Consider the following 19,151-nt stretch of genomic DNA (forward strand, 5'->3'; position numbering starts at 1 on the left):
ATGGGCCACGTCATGCGCAGCGTTTGATCCACACCAGCATCGCAGTCGGCACCAGCATCGACGGGCCCAGCAGCAACAGGGTGATGCCTTCGGCGTGCACGGTGACGCCCCACCACAGCGCCAGCCCCAGCGGGGGCAAGGCGGCGAGACCGCCCGCCAGCAGCATCCACCACCAGAGACGGTGCACGTGCAGCCCGGCACGCCCCTGCATCAGAAAACCCGCACTGAGCCACAACCAGGCCAGGCAGCCGGCAATGCCGGCCAGGCCCCACAGCGGCATCACCGTCACCGAGGCCAGCGTGCCGTGACCGAACTGGCCCAGCCCCATCAGCAGCAGCATGGTCGCTGCCGCGCCGCCCATCACCAGGCTGGGCAGGCCAAGCAGCACCGCCAGGGCGGTGTACAGATACTTGAGGTGGCGCTCATCCATGCGCGGTTACTCCAATGCTGGGGTCAGAGCCCTTCCCTGCGGGAAGGGATCCGACCCCACTCCCCGATCAGCCGTAGACCGGGTACTTGCGGCACTGCGCGCTGACGGCGTCGCGCACGCGGGCGATGACCGCGTCATCGTTCGGTGCGTCGAGCACGTCGGCGATCCAATTGGCCAGGTCCACGCAGTCCTGCTCCACGTAACCACGGGTGGTCACCGCCGGGGTGCCCAGGCGCAGGCCCGAGGTCACGAACGGCGAACGCGGGTCGTTCGGTACCGAGTTCTTGTTGACGGTGATGTGGGCCTTGCCCAGCGCGGCTTCCGCGTCCTTGCCGGACACGTCCTTGCCGATCATGTCGACCAGCATCAGGTGGTTCTGGGTGCCGCCGGAGACGATCTTGTAGCCGCGCGCGATGAGCGTGTTGGCCATCGCCTGAGCGTTCTTCACCACCTGCTGCTGGTAGGTCTTGAAGGCCGGTTCCAGCGCTTCCTTGAAGGCGACGGCCTTGCCGGCGATGACGTGCATCAGCGGACCGCCCTGGATGCCCGGGAACACGATCGACTGCAGCTTCTTGACCAGGTCCTCATCGGCACCCTTGGCGATGATGATGCCGCCGCGCGGGCCGCGCAGGGTCTTGTGGGTGGTCGAGGTGACCACGTGGGCGTGGTCCAGCGGGCTCGGGTAGACGCCGGCGGCGACCAGGCCGGCGACATGGGCCATGTCCACGAACAGGTAGGCACCGACCTTGTCGGCGATGGCGCGGAAGCGCGCCCAGTCGATCACCTGCGAGTAGGCGGAGAAGCCGGCCACGACCATCTTCGGCTTGTGCTCCAGGGCCAGGCGCTCGACTTCGTCGTAATCGATCAGGCCCTGGTCGTTGACGCCGTACTGCACGGCGTTGAACAGCTTGCCCGAGGCATTGACCTTGGCACCGTGGGTGAGGTGGCCGCCGTGGGCCAGGCTCATGCCAAGAATGGTGTCGCCCGGCTGCAGCAGGGCGAAGTAAACCGCCTGGTTGGCCTGCGAGCCGCTGTGCGGCTGCACGTTGGCGTAGTCGGCCCCAAACAGCTGCTTGAGGCGGTCGATCGCCAGCTGCTCGGCGATGTCCACGTATTCGCAGCCACCGTAGTAGCGCTTGCCCGGATAGCCTTCGGCGTACTTGTTGGTCAGCTGGCTGCCCTGGGCTTCCATCACCGCCGGGCTGGTGTAGTTCTCGCTGGCGATCAGCTCGACGTGGTCTTCCTGGCGCTGGGTCTCAGCGGCGATGGCCTTGGCCAGTTCGGGATCGTAGGTTTCGATGCGGACGTCACGCGGGAACATCGGGTACTCCAGCAGGCAGGGAAAGGGGTACGGCTCAGCCCCTGATTGTAGCCCCGCACCGGCCTGCCGGGGCCGGAAAGGCCGGGGCCGGCACTCCCGAAGGAATCCGGCCCCGTATGGTTTCGAGGGACATTGTGGGATCACAGCCCTTTCCGCTGGAAAGGGATCCGACCCCGGCCGCGATCCTCAGCGACTGTTGATGATGTAGTCGGCGATGATGCCGGTCGCCACCGCCACCAGCAGCATGTTGCCGCGGTCGTCGCGGATCCAGTGGTGCCCATACGGCGGGCGGCGCAGGTGGTAGCGCGGGTAGTCGTTCACCACATAGATCGGGCCGCGGTAATAATCGCGGTAGCGGTGGCCGACCTTCCAGCCGTAGCCCGGGCCGTAGGCCGGGCGGTAGACCACGCGCGGCGGCGGCGGGGCCGGACGGTAGTAGCGGTCGTGGTCGCGGTGCCAGTCGCGGCGTGCCTCGCGGCGGTCGCGTTCCCAGTCACGGCGGTCCTGTCGCCATTCGCGGCGGTCCTGTCGCCACTCGCGGCGGTCATGGCCGCGACGGTGGTCGTTGTCGGCAAAGGCCGGGGCCACCGCGCCGAGCGCCAGCACAGAGGCCACGGCGCTGGCCATTACTCGATTGATGCGCATGTCAGACCTCTGCTTGGGTGGTGGTGAGCCCATATTGCGCACCCGATCTGAACCGTTTCCGGCTGGAAACGCTTCCCGCTGCAGGACTGTGACGGAGTATTCAGGCCACGGCCAGCCAGCGCCCCAGCCACGGGCGCGGCCCGGAACCGGTTCCGGCTATAATTGGCGGTATTCCTTTCCAGTCTGTGCCCGCTGCCACAACGGGATGTTCCCGTGATGGGCCGGGCGCAGGGCCGCGCCTACGGAGACCTCATGTCCTCGCAATACATCTACACCATGAACCGCGTGTCCAAGGTGGTCCCGCCCAAGCGGCAGATCATCAAGGACATCTCGCTGTCCTTCTTCCCGGGCGCGAAGATCGGCCTGCTGGGCCTGAACGGCGCCGGCAAGTCCACCGTGCTGAAGATCATGGCCGGCGTGGACACCGATTTCGAGGGCGAGGCCCGCCCGCAGCCGGGCATCAAGGTCGGCTACCTGGCACAGGAACCGGAACTGGACCCGAACAAGACCGTGCGCGAGTCGGTCGAGGAAGGCGTGGGCGAAGTGCTGCAGGCCCAGGCCGCGCTGGAAGCGGTGTACGCCGCCTACGCCGAAGAAGGTGCCGACTTCGACGCGCTGGCCAAGGAGCAGGAGCGCCTGGAGGCGATCCTGGCCGCCGGTGATGCCCACACCCTGGAAAACCAGCTGGACGTGGCCGCCGATGCGCTGCGCCTGCCGCCGTGGGACGCCAAGATCGCCAACCTGTCCGGTGGTGAAAAGCGCCGCGTGGCACTGTGCCGCCTGCTGCTGCAGAAGCCGGACATGCTGCTGCTGGACGAACCGACCAACCACCTCGACGCTGAGTCGGTTGAATGGCTGGAGCAGTTCCTGGCGCGCTACACCGGCACCGTGGTGGCCGTCACCCACGATCGCTACTTCCTGGACAACGCCGCCGAGTGGATCCTGGAACTGGACCGCGGCCGCGGCATTCCGTGGAAGGGCAACTACACCGAATGGCTGGTGCAGAAGGATGAACGCCTGAAGCAGGAAGAAAACCAGGAAAAGGCTCGCCAGAAGGCGATCCAGAAGGAACTGGAGTGGTCGCGCCAGAACGCCAAGGGCGGCCGTTCCAAGGGCAAGGCCCGTCTGGCCCGCCTGGAAGAACTGCAGTCGCAGGACTACCAGAAGCGCAACGAGACCAACGAAATCTTCATCCCGCCGGGCGAGCGCCTGGGCAACATGGTGATGGAGTTCAAGAACGTCTCCAAGAAGTTCGGCGACCGCCTGCTGATCGACAACCTGTCGATGCTGATTCCGCCGGGCGCGATCGTCGGCATCATCGGCCCGAACGGCGCCGGCAAGTCGACCCTGTTCAAGATGATCACCGGCCAGGAAAAGCCGGATTCGGGCGAGATCGTGATCGGCCCGACCGTGCAGCTGTCCTACGTGGACCAGAGCCGCGACAAGCTGGAAGGCAACCACAACGTCTTCCAGGAAATCGCCGGCGGCCTGGACATCCTCAACATCAACGGCATCGAGATCCAGTCGCGCGCCTACATCGGCCGCTTCAACTTCAAGGGCCAGGACCAGCAGAAGATGGTCGGTTCGCTGTCCGGTGGTGAGCGTGGCCGCCTGCACATGGCCAAGACCCTGCTGCAGGGTGGCAACGTGCTGCTGCTCGACGAACCGTCCAACGACCTGGACATCGAAACCCTGCGTGCGCTGGAAGACGCGCTGCTGGAGTTCCCGGGCAACACCTTCGTGATCTCGCACGACCGCTGGTTCCTGGACCGCATCGCCACGCACATCATCGCTTTCGAAGGCGACTCGCACGTGGAGTTCTTCCAGGGCAACTACCGCGAGTACGAGGAAGACAAGAAGCGCCGGATGGGCGATGACGCTGCGCCGAAGCGCCTGCGCTTCAAGGCGCTGAAGTAAGGCAACCGGAAAGGCCGCGCTCGCGCGGCCTTTCTCCTTTCGGTAGGTCACCACCGTTGGTGGTGACGCTTTGAAGCGTACCGACCAACGGTCGGTACCCACCACCAACGGTCGGTACCCACGTTCTGCATTCGGGTAGGTCACGACCGTTGGTCGTGACACCTTATCGTCGCGAGAATCTCCATGTCCCTGTTCGAGCGCATGTTCCAGCTGCAGCAGCACGGCACCACCGTGCGTACCGAGCTGCTGGCCGGCATCACCACCTTCCTGACGATGTCCTACATCGTCTTCGTCAACCCGGAGATTCTCGGCACCACCGGCATGGATGCGGGTGCGGTGTTCGTGGCCACCTGCCTGGCCGCCGCGCTGGGTTCGGCGGTAATGGCGCTGGCGGCCAACTTCCCGGTCGGCATGGCACCGGGCATGGGCCTGAACGCGTTCTTCGCATTCACCGTGGTCGGCGCTGCCGGCCTGCCGTGGCAGCAGGCGCTAGGGGCGGTGTTCATCTCCGGCCTGGTGTTCCTGGTGCTGTCGCTGACCGGTGTGCGGGCATGGCTGGTGTCGGGCATTCCTTCGTCGCTGCGCTCGGCGATCGTGGCCGGCATCGGCCTGTTCCTGGCGATCATCGCGCTGCAGAAATCCGGCGTGATCGTCGGCAACGAGGACACGCTGGTGGCGCTGGGCCCCTTGAACACGGCGCCGCCACTGCTGGCGCTGGCCGGTTTCCTGTTGATCGCAGTGCTGGAAGCACGCCGCATCCGCGGCGCGATCCTGTTCGGCATCCTGGCGGTGACCGGTGCGGGCTGGGCATTGGGCGACGTGCAGTACCAAGGCCTGGTCTCGCTGCCGCCGAGCCTGGCGCCCACCTTCCTGCAGCTGGACCTGCCGGGCCTGCTGCACCATGACGGCGGCGCACCGATCGCGGTGCTGCTGCAGGTGGTGCTGGTGTTCGTGCTGGTGGAAGTGTTCGATGCCACCGGCACCCTGTACGGCGTGGTCGGCCGCGCCGGCCTACTGAAGCTGCCGGGCGCGCAGAAGCGCTTCGGCCGCGCGTTGCTGGCCGACAGCACTGCCATCGTGGCCGGTTCGGTACTCGGCACCAGCAGCACCACCGCTTTCGCTGAAAGTGCCTCGGGCGTGCAGGTGGGCGGGCGCACCGGCCTGACCGCGCTGGTGGTATCGGCACTGTTCCTGGCCGCGCTGCTGTTCTCGCCGCTGGCGGCAATGGTGCCCAGCTATGCCACCGCACCGGCGCTGCTGTTCGTGGCCGGCCTGATGCTGCGCGAACTGGTGGAAGTGGACTGGAGCGACCTGACTGAATCGGTGCCGGCCGCACTGTGTGCGCTGGCGATGCCGTTCACCTACTCCATCGCGAATGGCCTGGCGTTTGGCTTCATCGCGTATGCGGCGCTGAAGGCCGGCACCGGCCGCTGGCGCGAAGTGCATCCGGCGGTATGGCTGGTGGCGGTGTTGTTCACCCTGCGGTACGCGTTGGAGTAAGCACGTGGTGGTGCCGGCCAGCGGCCGGCACTACCCGTTGCTGGGTTCACCTGCTGCGCACGGTGCTCTGGGATGATGCGGGCATGGTTGCGCCCGTCCTTCCCGCAGATCCGTCTTCGCCATTGCGCCGCCGCCTGCTGCGCGCGGCCGTGCTGGCGCCGTTGGCCGGTACGCTCGCTACCCTGCCCGGCTGCTCGCTGCCGGTGCAGGTCGACGGCACCTTCCTCCAGCCCTGGCGCAGCCACCTGCAGTGGGGACTGGCCGACTGGCAGCGCTCGTTGAAGCTTGCACATACGCTGGGCTGCCGTCAGCTGGTGCTGCAATGGACCGGCATCGTCGGCGGCAGTGACGGCGACTGGTCAGTGCCCGACGGCAGCCTGCGGCAGCTGTTCACCGCCGCCAGCCAGAACAACCTGCGCATCCGTGTCGGCCTACCCTTTCAGCAGCGCTGGTGGCAGGCGATCGGCGCCGACGACGCCGCGCTGCAGGCGTTCCTGGCCGACAGCCTGGCGCACGCACGCAGCTGGTTGGCACAGGCGCCGTGGGCCGAGCAGCCGGCCTTCGGGGGCTGGTACCTGCCCTACGAACTGGAGCAGTACCACTGGGCCGATCCGGCCCGCCAGCAATGGCTGGCGCAGTGGCTGCACGGGCTGGCAGACGCCACCGGCGCGCGCGGCGGTGACTGCGCGATCTCCTGCTACTTCAGCCGCCTGCAGTCCGATGGCGACCTGGTCACGCTATGGCAGGCGGTACTGGCCCAGGCCACGCTGCGACCGATGGTGCAGGACGGCGTGGGCGTTGCCGGCGCCGGCAACGTCCAGCAGCTCCAGCCGTTGCTCGATCATTTCCACGCGCACGACATCGGCTTCGACGCGATCGTCGAGCTGTTCCACGAACTGCCCGGCAGCGCCGCTGATGGCAGCGGGTTCAAGGGCGAGACTGCCGATGCCGCGCGGATCCAACGGCAGCTGGCGTGGGCACGCGACAGCGGCGCACAGCACGTGCTGGTCTATGCGCTGGAGCCGTGGCTGACCCAGGACACGCCGCAGGCGGCGGCGCTGCGGCGGCGGTGGGGGCTGCCTCAGTAATAGAGGATGGCGGTGGCGAACAGGCCCTTGGCGCGCTGCGTATCACCGCCACCGATCGCAAAGCGGTACTGCACGGTCAGGTCGAGGTAGGAACGCGGCGTGTTGTAGCGGTCCTCGCGGAACCAGTAGCGCACGCCCAGGCCCGGCCCCGCGCCAAGTGACCAGCCGCGCTGCGTATCGTTGAGCGCGAACGACTGTACCGGAAACAGCGGGTAGCGGATGTCGCGCACGCGCGAGCGCTGGTCCAGCCAGTCCGCCCCCACCACCGCATACGGCGTGACCACCCAGTGGGTCTGTCCGGCACCGAAACGGAAGCTGCGTCCGGCGCGCAGTTCAGCGGCCGCGAACCACTGTTCGCGATGCAGGCGCCCATTGGCATCACCGATCCGCCGCACTGGTATGCCGTTGGCATCGAGTGCATCCAGGGTGAAATGCGCGCTGTTGTCATCCCATGTGTAACCGCCCTGCGCGTAGCCGCTGACCATCCACCACTGGTTCACGTCGGTGCGCAGGTCGGTACCGTGGTAATAGCCGTAGGTCAGGTAGGACATCCAGGCACCGGAACCGCTGGCCAGGCGGTAGCGGGCCAGGGTGCTGGATTCCAGTGGCGGGTTCAGGGCCAGCTGCAGGCTGCACTGCACGGCCGCGGAGGCGGGATAGACATCGCCCGTGCGCGTGGCGCTACCGAGGAACTGGCGGCGCTCGATGCCGGCGCTCAGGCCGGTCTGGCCGAAGGCGTAGCGCATGCCGAACGAGGCGATGGTGGACGGCCAGCCGGTGGTGGAACGCGAACGGCTGAGACGGTCGGCGCGTGCACGTGCGTCGGGTGTCGATTCGCCAGTGCACGGGTCCACTGCGCGGATCGATTCGTAGGTGCCGCCCTCGTCGTACAGCGTGTTGAGCAGCCGCGTGTAGAGCTCCAGCGTGCCATGCTGGTCGTTGAACGCCGGGGGCCGCCAGAACGCTTCCAGCGTGCTGAACACCGAATCGCCCGGCGTACTGATCGCCGCGCCGCCGACATTGGTCGCGGCCTGGCGCGCGCCGCGGAAGCCGGCCGAGGCGATCACGCCCCACTCGCGCGAATAGTTGGCGATGGCATTGCGCACGTTGTAGCGCTGATGCGCATCCAGAGGCAGCTCACCGGCGTCGGCGCGATCAATGGCGCTGCGCAGCAGCGACACCGCCTGAGGATGATCGCCGTTGGCCGCACTCGCATACGCCTGGTCGATCACCACGCTTTTGGGTGCCTTGCCGGTGGCCTCGGCGGCACGGAAGTCGGCCAGTGCGCGCGCCGGTTCGTGGGCCTTCTGGCTGAGATAGCCGCGCTGCATCAGCAGCCCGGCGTCATCAGGGCGTTGCGCCAGTGCCGCGTCCAGGCGCAGCCGTGCTTCGTCCTGCTGGCTGCGGTTGCCTGCCGCCAGCGTGGTGGTCAGCAGGCCTTGCAGGTCTGCATCGTCCGGTGCGAGCTGCACGGCCTGCCGTGCTTCACCTATGGCCTCGGCAAAGTCCTGGCGCGCGTAGGCTGCATATGCGCGCTGTGCAGCGCCACCGTCGCCCTGCAGGTCAGCCGGCATCAGCTCGCAGATATTGGCGGTGTCATCCGATTGGCAATGCTGGAACGGCGCTGGATAGGCCTGCGCACTCATGCGCGGAAGCTCGCGACTGGATCCGGTCGCCCTGGCGCGCTGCTCGATGGCCTGCTGCAGCAACTGCTGCGCGCGTGCATCGCCTGCATCGGCTGGCACTACCGGCCGCAACGGCGCCAGCAGTGCAGCCGCACGTGCGCGATCCCCAGCGGCCAGGGCCGCATCCACGGCCAGCAGGCGCACGTTGCGCTGCTGCGTTGTGGACCCCGGCATGGCGAGCGCGGCGTCGAAGTCCTCATTGGCAAGCACGGTCTTGCCCTGGCGCTGGCGCAGATAGCCGCGCATCACCCGGGCATTGAGATCCCCGCCGTCGGCCTGCAGTGCCTGGTCGGCGCTGCGCTCGGCGTCGGCCAGCCGCCCCTGCTGCAGCTGCGCGGTGATCAACAGCAACCGGTACGAAGCAACATCCGGCGCAAGCTCGACGGCGGCACGCGCCTGCGCGACGGCCGCCGCATCGTTCTGCGTGGACAGCGACTGATAGGCCTGCTGGGCCTGCAGCAGCGCGCGCTGGCGGGCCAGCGCCGCGCGCCGCGCGTGCAGTTCCTCGACGTTCGGTGCGCCCAGCTGCAGCGCCGTGCCGATGGCCGCGTCGGCCAGTTCGGCCTGTTGCTGTGCCTCCAGCGCCGCCACCCACAGCAGGGCCCATGCGCCCTGTTCCGGCTGCTGCCGGAACGCCTGTTCGGCCTTGCTGGCTGCTTCCCGCATGCGCCCGGCGTCATAGGCAGCATAGGCCTCGGTGGCCAGCGTGTAGGCCTGCTGCCTGACGCGGTCTGCGCCGCTGCCGGCCGCGCGCGGTGGAGAGGGCGCGCGCCCGCCCCGGGCATCCGGGGGCGTGCTGCGCGCAGCGGTGGCAGCGGCCAGTGCCGGCAAGGCCGGATCCTTCAACCCGGCATCCAGTGCACGGCGCGCCTGCTGCTGCGCCTCCGCCGGCCGGCCCAGTTTCTGCAACGCATAGATCTGCAGCAGGCGCAGCCGCACCACGTCCGGGCGCAACCGGACAGCTTCGCTGGACTGCTGGTAGGCCGCAGCGTAATCACCGCGCTCGTAGGCGGCGAAGGCCTGCTCGGCGACGCGGTAGGCCGCACCGGACAACGGCAGCGGCGCATCGGCCTGCGCCAGCACCGGCGCGGCGGCCGTGGCCAGTGCCACGGCAATGACGGTGGACAGCAGCGTGGTCTTCATGCGGGCAAGGCTCCGGGAGGCGGCGACTGCAGCGCGGCCGCACGCCGGCGCTGCTCCTGCATGGCCTGGGCCACGGCCTCTTCGGTAGTGATGCCCTGCTTGACCAGGTAATCGCCAATGCGGCCATCGCGCTGCGGCTTGTACGCATCCAGTGCAATCTCGAAGCGCGCGTGGTCGATCAGGCGCATCTCCACCAGCAGGTCGCCCAGCAAGGGCACGTTGTCCAGCTGCCAGTGCTGGTCGCCGCCGATCAGGCGCAGGCCTGCGTTGATTTCGCTTTCGCGGGCGATGCTCTGTTCGATGTGCGCGCTGCGGGTTTCCTGCTTCAGCAACGCCAGCGCGTCTTCGGGCAATGGGCTGGCCACGGCCAGCCGCAGTGTCTGCTGCTGCCGCGGCGGTAGCGGCAGCATGCGCCACTGCACGCAGGCATCGGCGCTGACCGGGAATGAGCCCGCGCGCAGGTAATCGATGTCGATGACCGCACGCGGCAGGTCGCCCTGGAAGGCGATGGCTTCGGCCAGGGTTTCATCATCCAGCCAGCCCTGGGTGAGCAGGATGCGGCCCAGCGGCTGCCGCCGGCCGGCATGCTGCTGCGCCAGCGCCTGCTGCAGCCGCTCCGGTTCCACCGCCTGCCAGGTGGTCAACAGCTCACCGAGTTGCTTGCGGGTCTGCACCAGCTGTGCCGCATCGGGAAAGTCGTGCATGGTCTTGTCCCAGACCATGCGCTTGCCGAACAGCAGGTACGCCAGGAACACCTTCCATGCGCGGGCGGTGGCCATGAAGTTGATCATGTTGCCGACCACCATGCGCGGGATCGACATCAGCGCATGCTCCCAGCCGTACAGGCGGTTGACGAAGTAGAAGCGCTGCACGACGCGGGTCGCCAGTGCCGCCGTGGTCAGCAGCGCGACATTCATCTGCCAGGTACCGGCCTGGAACACGCTGGGGAACTGCATCGTCCACACCCCGGTCGCCTTCAACAGCCAGAACAACAGCAACTGCAGGAAGATGAGGTAGGCGATGATGCTGACGAACGAGGTGATGATGCCCTTGCGATCGCGCGCCAACAGGTACTTGGTAGCCAGCGAACCGCGCCAGCCCAGCGACTCCCAGCTCTGCAGGCCGATGCCCAGCACCCAGCGCGCCTTCTGCCGGTACGAGGCGCGGAAGTTGTCGGGGAAGTACTCACGCACGCACAGCGCCATCTGCTGGGTGCGCTCGCGCACCGGCCCCCAGCCGAACCATGACGGCCGACGCACGCGGAACTGCACCGGGAAGCGGGCGAAGATCGACTGCATGCCCATGGCTGCCAGCCGTGCACCGACGTCGTAATCTTCGGTGAGGCTGTCGGTATTGAAGGGCTGGTTGTCGGTCTGCGCGCTCAGCGCCAGCAGCGCACGCCGCGAAAAGCAGGTGCCGACGCCGGCCGACGGCACCATGCCGGACACGCTCTCGCGCACCACCAGGTCCTTGGCGTGCCATTCGGCGAACTCGTCCATGTAGACACCGGCCACCAGTTCGTACCATTCGCGGTCCAGCGAGGTGACCGGCAGCTGGATCATGTCCTTGCGCGGCAGCAGGTAGTTGTAGAAGCGCAGTTCCATCGGGTGCAGCACGTCTTCGCTGTCGTGCAGGATCACCCCGGCGAACTCGATGTCGTGGCGCTTCTCGTAGTCGAAGATCGCCAGGATCAGCCAGTTCAGGCAGTCGGCCTTGCTGGTCGGTCCGTCATGCGGCACCTCCACGCGGCGCAGGCGCTTGTAGCGACGGCGCATGCGCTCGACTTCGTCGATGGTCTGCTGGTCGTTGGGATAGGTGCCGACGAACACGACGTACTCGCGGTAGTCGAGCACGTTGATCATGTTCTCGACCATCTGCGCGATGACGTCGTACTCCATCCACGCCGGCACCATGATCGCCAGCGGCTGTTCCGGCCGCTGCAGCAGGTCTTCCTGGGTCAGCGGCCGGTACGCGTCGCGACGCTTGATGGTGAGCGCGCGCCAGCTCTCGCGCACCCAGTACCAGACATCGATGAACAGGTCATCGAGGCTGGAGATCAGGATCAGCACGGCCACCGCCGCCGCCGTGGTTTCCAGGGCGGCGTAGTAGTTGGCCAGCTGGATGTTCCAGAACAGACCGTCCACGGTGGATCAATGTCCTGCGTTGGCGGACTTGCGGCGGCGCACCTGGGTGACGCGGGCGGCCAGCAGCGCGAATACGATCACGCCGACCAGCAGCAGCAACCAGACCATGTGCCGTTCCCACTTCGATTGCGGATTGCCGTCGTGCGCGAGGCGAGTGCCATAAGGATCCTGGCGGTCGAATTCGCGCACGACATCAGTGCCGTCAAGCACGGCCAGATCGCCGCGCAGCAACCGGAACGGTGCGCTGAACGACGGTGCCTGTGCGCCGAGGTCGCTGTAAAGAACGCCCAGCTGGCCTCCGTACGAACCCACCTGCACCACCGCGGCGTGATCCAGGCCGCTGACATCCAGCAGCGGTTGCGACGTGCCACCGACGCGCAGGTGGCCATCCTTCAGGCCGGCCACATCGACACCGGCCGGTGCAACGCCGAAGGCCAGCCATGGCGCGCCCGGGCTGACCGCGGCACCGGCGTCGACCACCTTCAGTTCCGACGCCTCCGGCGAAGCGCCCACTGCACTGGCCACCGCGATGACCTTGCCCAGCGAGGCCGGTGCATCCTGCAGCCAGGCGCCGGGCACGAACACCTGGTTGCCGCGTGACAGCTGGCTGCTGGCACCGACGAAATCACTGCCCAGCGAGCGCCTGGCCAGGGTCAGGTGGCTGCTGGGCAGGATCGAGACTGGATAGCCGGTCGCCGGATCGTGGCAGTAGGGGCGTACCGGTTGGCGCAGGAAGCTGACACGGATCTCGTTGCGGGCCGACAGCGCGTAGGCCGGTACCTTGGCCACCAGCCGTTGCGGTTGGCCGTTGGCCGACAGCACCTTGCCGCCCAGCAGGTAGTCGTTGAGGTAGATCGTGGCCACCGCGCCCTGACCCGCCGCATTGGGGGCCGCCGAGACATCGATCACCACTTGCTCGGGCAGGCGGCCATCGGCCGACAGCGTGCCCAGATCGAAGCTGGCGCTGCGGTCGGCGCGGGTCACCACATCCATGGTTCCGGCGATGTTTCCGAGCCGGCTCAGCAGTACCTGGTCACCGTCCAGTTTGGGCGTTCCTGCTGCGCTGACCTGCAGGCTGCGGCCCAGCGCATAGCTGCGCCACTGTTCGGCGAACAGTCCGGCAACCTTGCCCGCTGCCGCCGGGTCGACCACCAGCGTCGGACGGCCTGCAACGGCCACCACGCTGACCGACGCGTTGGCGGCGGGCTTCTCCAGGCCGCCCATGTCAGTACCGCGCCACGTGGCAAACGCTGCGCCCGCATCGGTGCCCGCCGCGCCGACCTGTGCGGCCAGCGCATCCAGCGCCGCGCGTACGCCGACGCGCAATGCATCGCTGCCGATCATCACATCGGCGGCCAACGGCCCGCTGTCACGCAACGACAGCAGCGCTCCCACTTCGGCCAGGTCCTTGATCGCGTGCACGCGCTCGCCCGCGGCCAGCGCGGCGTACGCCGGCACGCCCTGCAGGCTGGCCGGGATGCTGATGCCGGCCAGGTCGACGCTGTCGCCGACCTTGGGCAGCGCCACCACCTGCACCTGCTTGCCGCCGGCCTGCAACGCGGTACCAATGCGCCAGGCGGCATCATAGGTGGGCGCCTGCAGCGCCTTGCCCTCCACCAGCAGGCGCACCCGCGGTGGCAGCGCGCCCCAGGCCTTGGCGACGGTATCCACGGCACGCCCATCGAAGCGGTAGCTGAAGCGCGAATCCGGCGACAACCGCAGCACATTGGCCGGCGCGCTCTGGTCGGCACATTGATAGTCGGACACGATCGACCACCAGCCGACACCGACCCGCACGAAGCCGTTCTGGCGGGGTTCGCCATCGATGGCCAGCAGCTGGCTGGCATCGCCCTGGGCATCGGTGATCGAACGCGCGGCGACCGGATCGCCATCCACCGACCACAGGCCTGAAGTTCGCCCGGCGTGGCCACGCACATAGCGGCCATCGAGCTGCAGCTGCGCATCGCGGGTGGCAACGCCAGCCGGCACCGGCAGGTAGACCTCGCGCTGGCTCTCCTGCCCGCTGAGCACCAACGGTTGGCGGAAACCGAGTTCGCGCAGGGTCATCTGCCGGCTCACCGTGCTGTCACCGCTCCATTCGGCGAACTGGCCGGCGACGCTGTCGGCGGCATGGGCACTGCCAACCACGCCCGACAGGACGAACGCGGCGGCGGATGCAAACAGGGGATAGCGGCCGGTCTGGCTCATGGCGTCACTTCATGGAGAGGGTGGTGGGCGGCACCGCCGCTGCGGAGACCGGGCGAGAACTCGGGAAGGGAGGCGCCACGCAGGGCGGCGACGATGCGGGCGCTGGCGCGGCCGTCGCCATAGGGACTGCCATCGGGGTCGAAACGGGTCGGCTGCGGTGGCTGTGCCAAGGCCGCATTGACCCCCTCGACGATGCGCGAGGGCGTGGTCCCGACCAGCGTCACCACACCGGCCTCGACCGCCTCCGGGCGCTCGGTGACGTCGCGCATCACCAGCACCGGCTTGGCCAATGCCGGCGCTTCTTCCTGCACGCCACCGGAGTCAGTGAGGATGACGTCGGCGCGCTGCATCAGGCGCACGAAGCGCAGGTAGTCCTGCGGCGGCACCAGGTGCACGTTGTCGAGGTTGCCCAGGTGTGCGTTGACCGGTGCCTGCACGTTCGGATTGAGGTGCACCGGGTACAGCACCTGCAGGTCCGGCCGCTGGGCCAGTTCGGCCAGCGCACGGCAGATGTCCTCGAAGCCCTGGCCGAAGCTCTCGCGGCGATGGCCGGTGACCAGCAGCAGGCGGCGCCCGGGGTCGAGCATGTGGAAGGGTTCGTCGGCCTGGGCACGCAGTGCCGGATCGGCATCCAGGCGCTGCACGGTCTGCTGCAGGGCATCGATGACCGTGTTGCCGGTGACCAGGATCTGCCCGCCCAGATGCTCACGGGCCAGGTTGGCGCGCGAGCCGGGAGTAGGTGCGTACAACTGATGACCGACCACGTCGATCACCCGCCGGTTCATCTCCTCCGGCCATGGCCGGTTGATGTCGCCGGTGCGCAGGCCGGCCTCGACATGGCCGATCGGAATGCGGTGGTGGAACGCGGCCAGGGCGGCGGTCATCGCCGTGGTGGTATCGCCGTGCACCAGCACGCGATCCGGGCGGACCTGCGTGTAGAGCGCGTCAAGCCGCTCGAACAGCCTGGAACACAGGCCATTGAGGGTCTGGTTGGGCACCATGACATCCAGGTCATGGTCGGCGGTGATCTCGAACAGCGACATCACCTGGTCGAGCATCGCCCGGTGCTGGCCGGTGATGCAGACCACCGATTCGACGTCCGCAGCCTGGGCCAGGGCGCGCACCAGCGGCCCCATCTTGATCGCTTCCGGCCGGGTGCCGAACACCGACAGGACCTTCACCGGGGTGCTCCGGAAGGACAGTGCTGGAAAATGCCAGGAGCTGTAGCCACGTCTGGATCCTTGCGGCGTTACCGTCCAATGCCCGCAGGCAGGAGACGGTCACCTCATGAGGAAACTCCAAATTCGCGACGTCCATCACAATCGATTGATGGCACGTGCGTCGTGGCAGTGATCTTCATCGTTGGAAGATCAAGACGCAGTCAACGCCGCCCGTGAGCCGGGCGACGTTGCGGCGGAACGCAGCAGGGGCAGCCGCCCGGGCGGCCTTACTCGTACTGGATGGTGAACGTGGCCTGGCCGTTCGCGACACCCGCACCCACCGTGCCAGCCTGGGTCTGCACATAGCGCGCGCGCAGCGGCAGCGCCATGACGCTGGTCCCCGGCGCGGTGGTGCCGACGTTGATGGTCTGGCCGAAGCGCACTTCGCGCTCGGTGGTGCCAACGCGCTGGACCATCTGGATGCCGATGCGGGTGGCGCTGTTGGTGGCCGCGCTGAGCTTCAGCACGCCCGGCATGTTCGAGCTGTCCTGGTCGGCATCGAGACGGATGCCGATCTTGCTCTGGTAGGCGGCAACATTGCTGCCCTGGCAGTTCAGGCGGATCTCGAAATCACGATCGACCGCGCGCGAACCGACACCGGTGAAGGTGGTGTTGGGCACGCTGCCGAAGTCGACGGCGATGTTGCGGCTGCCGGCCTGCACTTCGCAGGTCGGGCTGACCACGGTGGTGCCCGAGCCCTTGAATGTCGAGGTCAGCACCGGGCGACCGGGGCCATCACCGTCGAAGTAGTAGGTGGTGAAGCGGCCGTTCGGCGCGATCACGCCCGAGCCGGTCTGGGCAGCGGTCTTGATCAGCTGGATGCGGAAGGTGCCTCCCACCAGCGAGATGGTGCTGCTGCTGCCGAAATTGATGGTGTGCGGATAGTAGGTCTGGATCGCACCGGAGTCCCGGTACAGGCGGATACCCACGCCCGCCACATCGGTTTCATAGACGTTCGAGAAGCCGGCCACCGGACGCTTCTGCGCGGCGTTGACGTACTCGCCAATGGAACGGCCACCGGACCAGTCGCAACGTGCCACGCTGTTCTGCTGGTTGATCGGCTCGCTGATCTCCTTGATCACGCCACCGACCGGCGTGCTGGGCAGGATCACGATCTGGCCCATGTCCATGGTCACGTCCTGCGCGGTGAACCAGCTGGACTGGATGCGGCACGACGCGCTGGCCTGCTGTGCCAGCAGTGCGCCACCCAGCAGTACAAGGGCCGTCAGCGCCTTGCGGCCACGGGAAGAAATCATCGGCATGCTGCCTCCAGCGGGATGAAGCCGGTCTTGGACGCATCGGCGCCCGCCGGAACCTGGTAATCGATGGTGCAGCGCTGGTCGGCACCGACGCCCCACTCCACCAGCAGGCGACCCTGGTTCTTTTCACTGCGCACGTACAGGCGGCCGCCCTGGCTGACCATGCCGACCGGCTGGCCCTGCTCATCCTTGACCTGTGCGCCGAACGGCATGCTGCGGCCATCCGGATTGCGTACCTGGATCAGCAACGCGTTGCCCTTGCGGGTATCGAAGCGCAGGTAGCTGATGGCACCGGCGAACGGTGCGATCGACTGGCTGGTGCTTTCCAGCTCGACGTCGTGGGCCATGCCCTGCGGATCGAGGGTGACGGTGTTGAGGCGGTACGGCGACACGTACGGCACCACGGCGTAGCCGCGGCCATCGACGCGCAGGCCCGGGGCGTTGCTGACGATCGCATCGCGCGCGCCCGGGGCCTCGACCAGCACCATGGTGTCGCCACGCTGCGGGGTGAACGTGAAGCCGCCCGGATGCACCACCACGCTGCCGTTGGCACCGACCGAGGCCTGGCGGAAATCACGCGAGTGGCTGTAGGTGGCATTCAACGCGGAGTAGCGGCTGCGATATTCGGCATTGCCGACCGCCGTGGTGCCACCCTCGCGGGAATCGGACAGGGCCACGCCGTAGCTGAAGTTGTTGTCGACGCCGGCCGAACCGGTGATGCCGACGCGGCTGTTGTCGTAGCCACCGCGGTCGCGCACGCCGAGATCGGCACTGAACGACACCGGGTGGGTACCCCGGCCCAGCGGCACGCTCATCGACAGCAGGTACTGGGTGTCGGAACGGCCGAGCACGCCTTCTTCGGTGCGCAGCGCCGAGAAGCCGTAGTTCACCGAACGCCAGGCGTTGTTGTAGCCCACCTGGTACTGCTTGGAGGTGCCGGAGCGGTCATAGAAGTCACGCACCGAACCGGTCACGTACAGCGCACCGCCACGACGGCCCAGCGGCTGGTTCAAGGTCACCTGGAACTGGCTGCGCTGGCGACCACGGGTGGTCGGATCGATGCCGCGCTTGTCCGAGTCACGGCCATACAGCGCGTCCTGCAGGCTGTAGAAGCCTTCGGTCGAGTAGCGGTAGGCGGCCAGGGTCAGGTTGGTGCCGGTCTCGCCGATCATGTTGCTGTAGCTCAAGCGCACGCTGGCGCCAGTGTGGCTGCCGTAGTGGTCGAACGAGGTGCGTGCATGGGTGACGTCTGCCGCGAAGGCACCGACCCGCGTGGACAGGCCGACACCGTACAGCAGCGACAGGTAGCCATCGCTCAGCGCGCTGCCGCCGTACAGGGTCAGCTGGTTGCCGATGCCGCGCTGGTAGGTGCCCTGCACCAGCCAGGGTTCGTCGGCCAGCAGCTTGTTGCGCACCTGGCCGGCGGTCAGCGAGTAACGCGACACGCCTTCGCGCAGCATCTGCGGCACCGAGCCGAACGGCACCTTGAATTCGCGGCGGCGGCCATCGGCCTCGATAACGCTCACTTCCAGGTCGCCGCCGTAGCCGGTCGGGTACAGGTCATCGATGACGAAGTTGCCCGGCGAAACGGTGGAGGAGTAGATCAGCTGCTGGTTCTGGCGCACTTCGATGCGCGCATTGGTCTCGGCGATGCCGCGCACCACCGGCGCGTAGCCGCGCAGCGAATCGGGCAGCATGCGGTCGTCGCTGGCCAGGCTGGCACCGCGGTAGCCGATCGAGTCGAACAGCTCGCCCGTGGTGTAGGCCTCACCGATGGTGAGCATGCCGCGCACCTGCGGGATGCCGCGCTGTGCGTAGGTGGCGATGCTCTGCCAATGGCGGCCGTCACCCTCGGACCAGGTCAGGTTGGAATCGTGGCGGAACTGCCAGCCGCCCAGGTTCAGGCCGGCATTGAGGCCGAGATAGGCACTGCGGTTGCGCTGGCCACCTTCGACACGGCTGTTGCTGTCGATGGCATTGAAGCTGTAGCCGACGAAACCGGCATTGATGCCGCGGTCCCACAGCGCCGGGTTGACGTAGCCGCGCGCCTCGCGGCGCAGGAACACCTGCGGAATGCTGAGGTCGTAGCGCAGGTTGCCGCTGTCGTAGACACCGTAGGCGTTGGCCATGCGCTGCTGCACCGGCACGCAGCTGGTGGTGTCGGTCGGCAGCGTCGGGTCCTGCTGCAGCAGCACGGCCTCGCTGTCCACGCCCATTTCCTCCAGCATCGGCAGCGGCAGGCAGGCGTCGACACGGCCCTGTGCATCGGCCTTGAACTGCAGGTCACGACGGCCCTGCCAGGCACCGTTGACGTAGACATCGACACGGTAACTGCCGGCAACCATCGGGTTGCCATTGCTGAAGGCCGCCAGGTCGACCTGCTTGGCCTGGCCGGACAGGAAGCTGGAATTGAACTGGGCCGATTCCGGTGCACGCGCATTGGCCGCACCACTCTGCGCCATCAGCGCCTGTTCGCCGAGATTGGCCGGCGCAGCCAGCGCCCATCCTGGGCAGGCCGTGCCAACAACCAGCAGGCAAAGCGCCTGATGGATCGACAATGTCAATCTGTTTCCGATCACACTGACATTCCT

12 protein-coding genes are annotated in these 19,151 nt (G+C 67.6%); 3 read left to right on the forward strand and 9 right to left on the reverse strand.

What is annotated here, in order from left to right:
• Positions 1-10 precede the first annotated feature (10 nt).
• The 3 genes from AC2A1N_RS00570 to AC2A1N_RS00580 form a co-directional block, all read right to left on the reverse strand.
• Positions 11-430: a hypothetical protein gene (locus AC2A1N_RS00570; protein WP_484371234.1), complete on the reverse strand. Its 420-nt coding sequence runs from the start codon at positions 428-430 to the stop codon at positions 11-13.
• 67 nt (positions 431-497) lie between these two features.
• Positions 498-1,751, reverse strand: a complete 1,254-nt coding sequence (gene glyA, locus AC2A1N_RS00575) for a serine hydroxymethyltransferase (protein WP_049439806.1) — start codon at positions 1,749-1,751, stop codon at positions 498-500.
• Positions 1,752-1,937: 186 nt separating this feature from the next.
• Positions 1,938-2,396: an RcnB family protein gene (locus AC2A1N_RS00580; protein ID WP_484371236.1), complete on the reverse strand. Its 459-nt coding sequence runs from the start codon at positions 2,394-2,396 to the stop codon at positions 1,938-1,940.
• Between the two features lie 252 nt (positions 2,397-2,648).
• Here AC2A1N_RS00580 and ettA point away from each other — a divergent pair, with 252 nt between their 5' ends.
• From ettA to AC2A1N_RS00595, 3 genes are all read left to right on the forward strand, one after another.
• A complete protein-coding gene (gene ettA, locus AC2A1N_RS00585) occupies positions 2,649-4,313 on the forward strand; it encodes an energy-dependent translational throttle protein EttA (RefSeq protein WP_005415249.1) in 1,665 nt (554 codons plus the stop codon).
• Positions 4,314-4,496: 183 nt separating this feature from the next.
• The gene (locus tag AC2A1N_RS00590) at positions 4,497-5,813 is read left to right on the forward strand and encodes an NCS2 family permease (protein WP_061478420.1); all 1,317 of its coding nucleotides are present in this window, start codon (positions 4,497-4,499) and stop codon (positions 5,811-5,813) included.
• Positions 5,814-5,896: 83 nt separating this feature from the next.
• On the forward strand, positions 5,897-6,901 hold the full coding sequence (locus tag AC2A1N_RS00595) for a DUF4434 domain-containing protein (RefSeq protein ID WP_061478421.1): 1,005 nt from the start codon (positions 5,897-5,899) through the stop codon (positions 6,899-6,901).
• On the opposite strand, the gene AC2A1N_RS00600 is transcribed toward AC2A1N_RS00595, so the two are convergent.
• From AC2A1N_RS00600 to AC2A1N_RS00625, 6 genes are all read right to left on the reverse strand, one after another.
• Positions 6,895-9,729 (reverse strand): NfrA family protein, encoded by a 2,835-nt coding sequence (locus AC2A1N_RS00600; protein WP_484371239.1) that lies wholly within the window; start codon positions 9,727-9,729, stop codon positions 6,895-6,897. The genes AC2A1N_RS00595 and AC2A1N_RS00600 overlap by 7 nt on opposite strands.
• A complete protein-coding gene (locus AC2A1N_RS00605) occupies positions 9,726-11,873 on the reverse strand; it encodes a glycosyl transferase family protein (protein ID WP_484371241.1) in 2,148 nt (715 codons plus the stop codon). Before AC2A1N_RS00605 ends, AC2A1N_RS00600 begins: the two co-directional genes overlap by 4 nt.
• 6 nt (positions 11,874-11,879) lie before the next feature.
• Positions 11,880-14,081, reverse strand: a complete 2,202-nt coding sequence (locus tag AC2A1N_RS00610) for a hypothetical protein (protein WP_484371243.1) — start codon at positions 14,079-14,081, stop codon at positions 11,880-11,882.
• Entirely contained in the window at positions 14,078-15,262 is a 1,185-nt protein-coding gene (gene wecB, locus AC2A1N_RS00615) for a non-hydrolyzing UDP-N-acetylglucosamine 2-epimerase (RefSeq protein ID WP_061478425.1), read from the reverse strand. The genes AC2A1N_RS00610 and wecB overlap by 4 nt, the downstream gene beginning before the upstream one ends.
• Before the next feature lie 266 nt (positions 15,263-15,528).
• Entirely contained in the window at positions 15,529-16,563 is a 1,035-nt protein-coding gene (locus AC2A1N_RS00620; protein ID WP_061478426.1) for a fimbrial protein, read from the reverse strand.
• Entirely contained in the window at positions 16,554-19,118 is a 2,565-nt protein-coding gene (locus tag AC2A1N_RS00625; RefSeq protein WP_061478427.1) for a fimbria/pilus outer membrane usher protein, read from the reverse strand. The genes AC2A1N_RS00620 and AC2A1N_RS00625 overlap by 10 nt, the downstream gene beginning before the upstream one ends.
• Positions 19,119-19,151 lie beyond the last annotated feature (33 nt).

Source organism: Stenotrophomonas maltophilia group sp. SKK55, assembly GCF_057179845.1.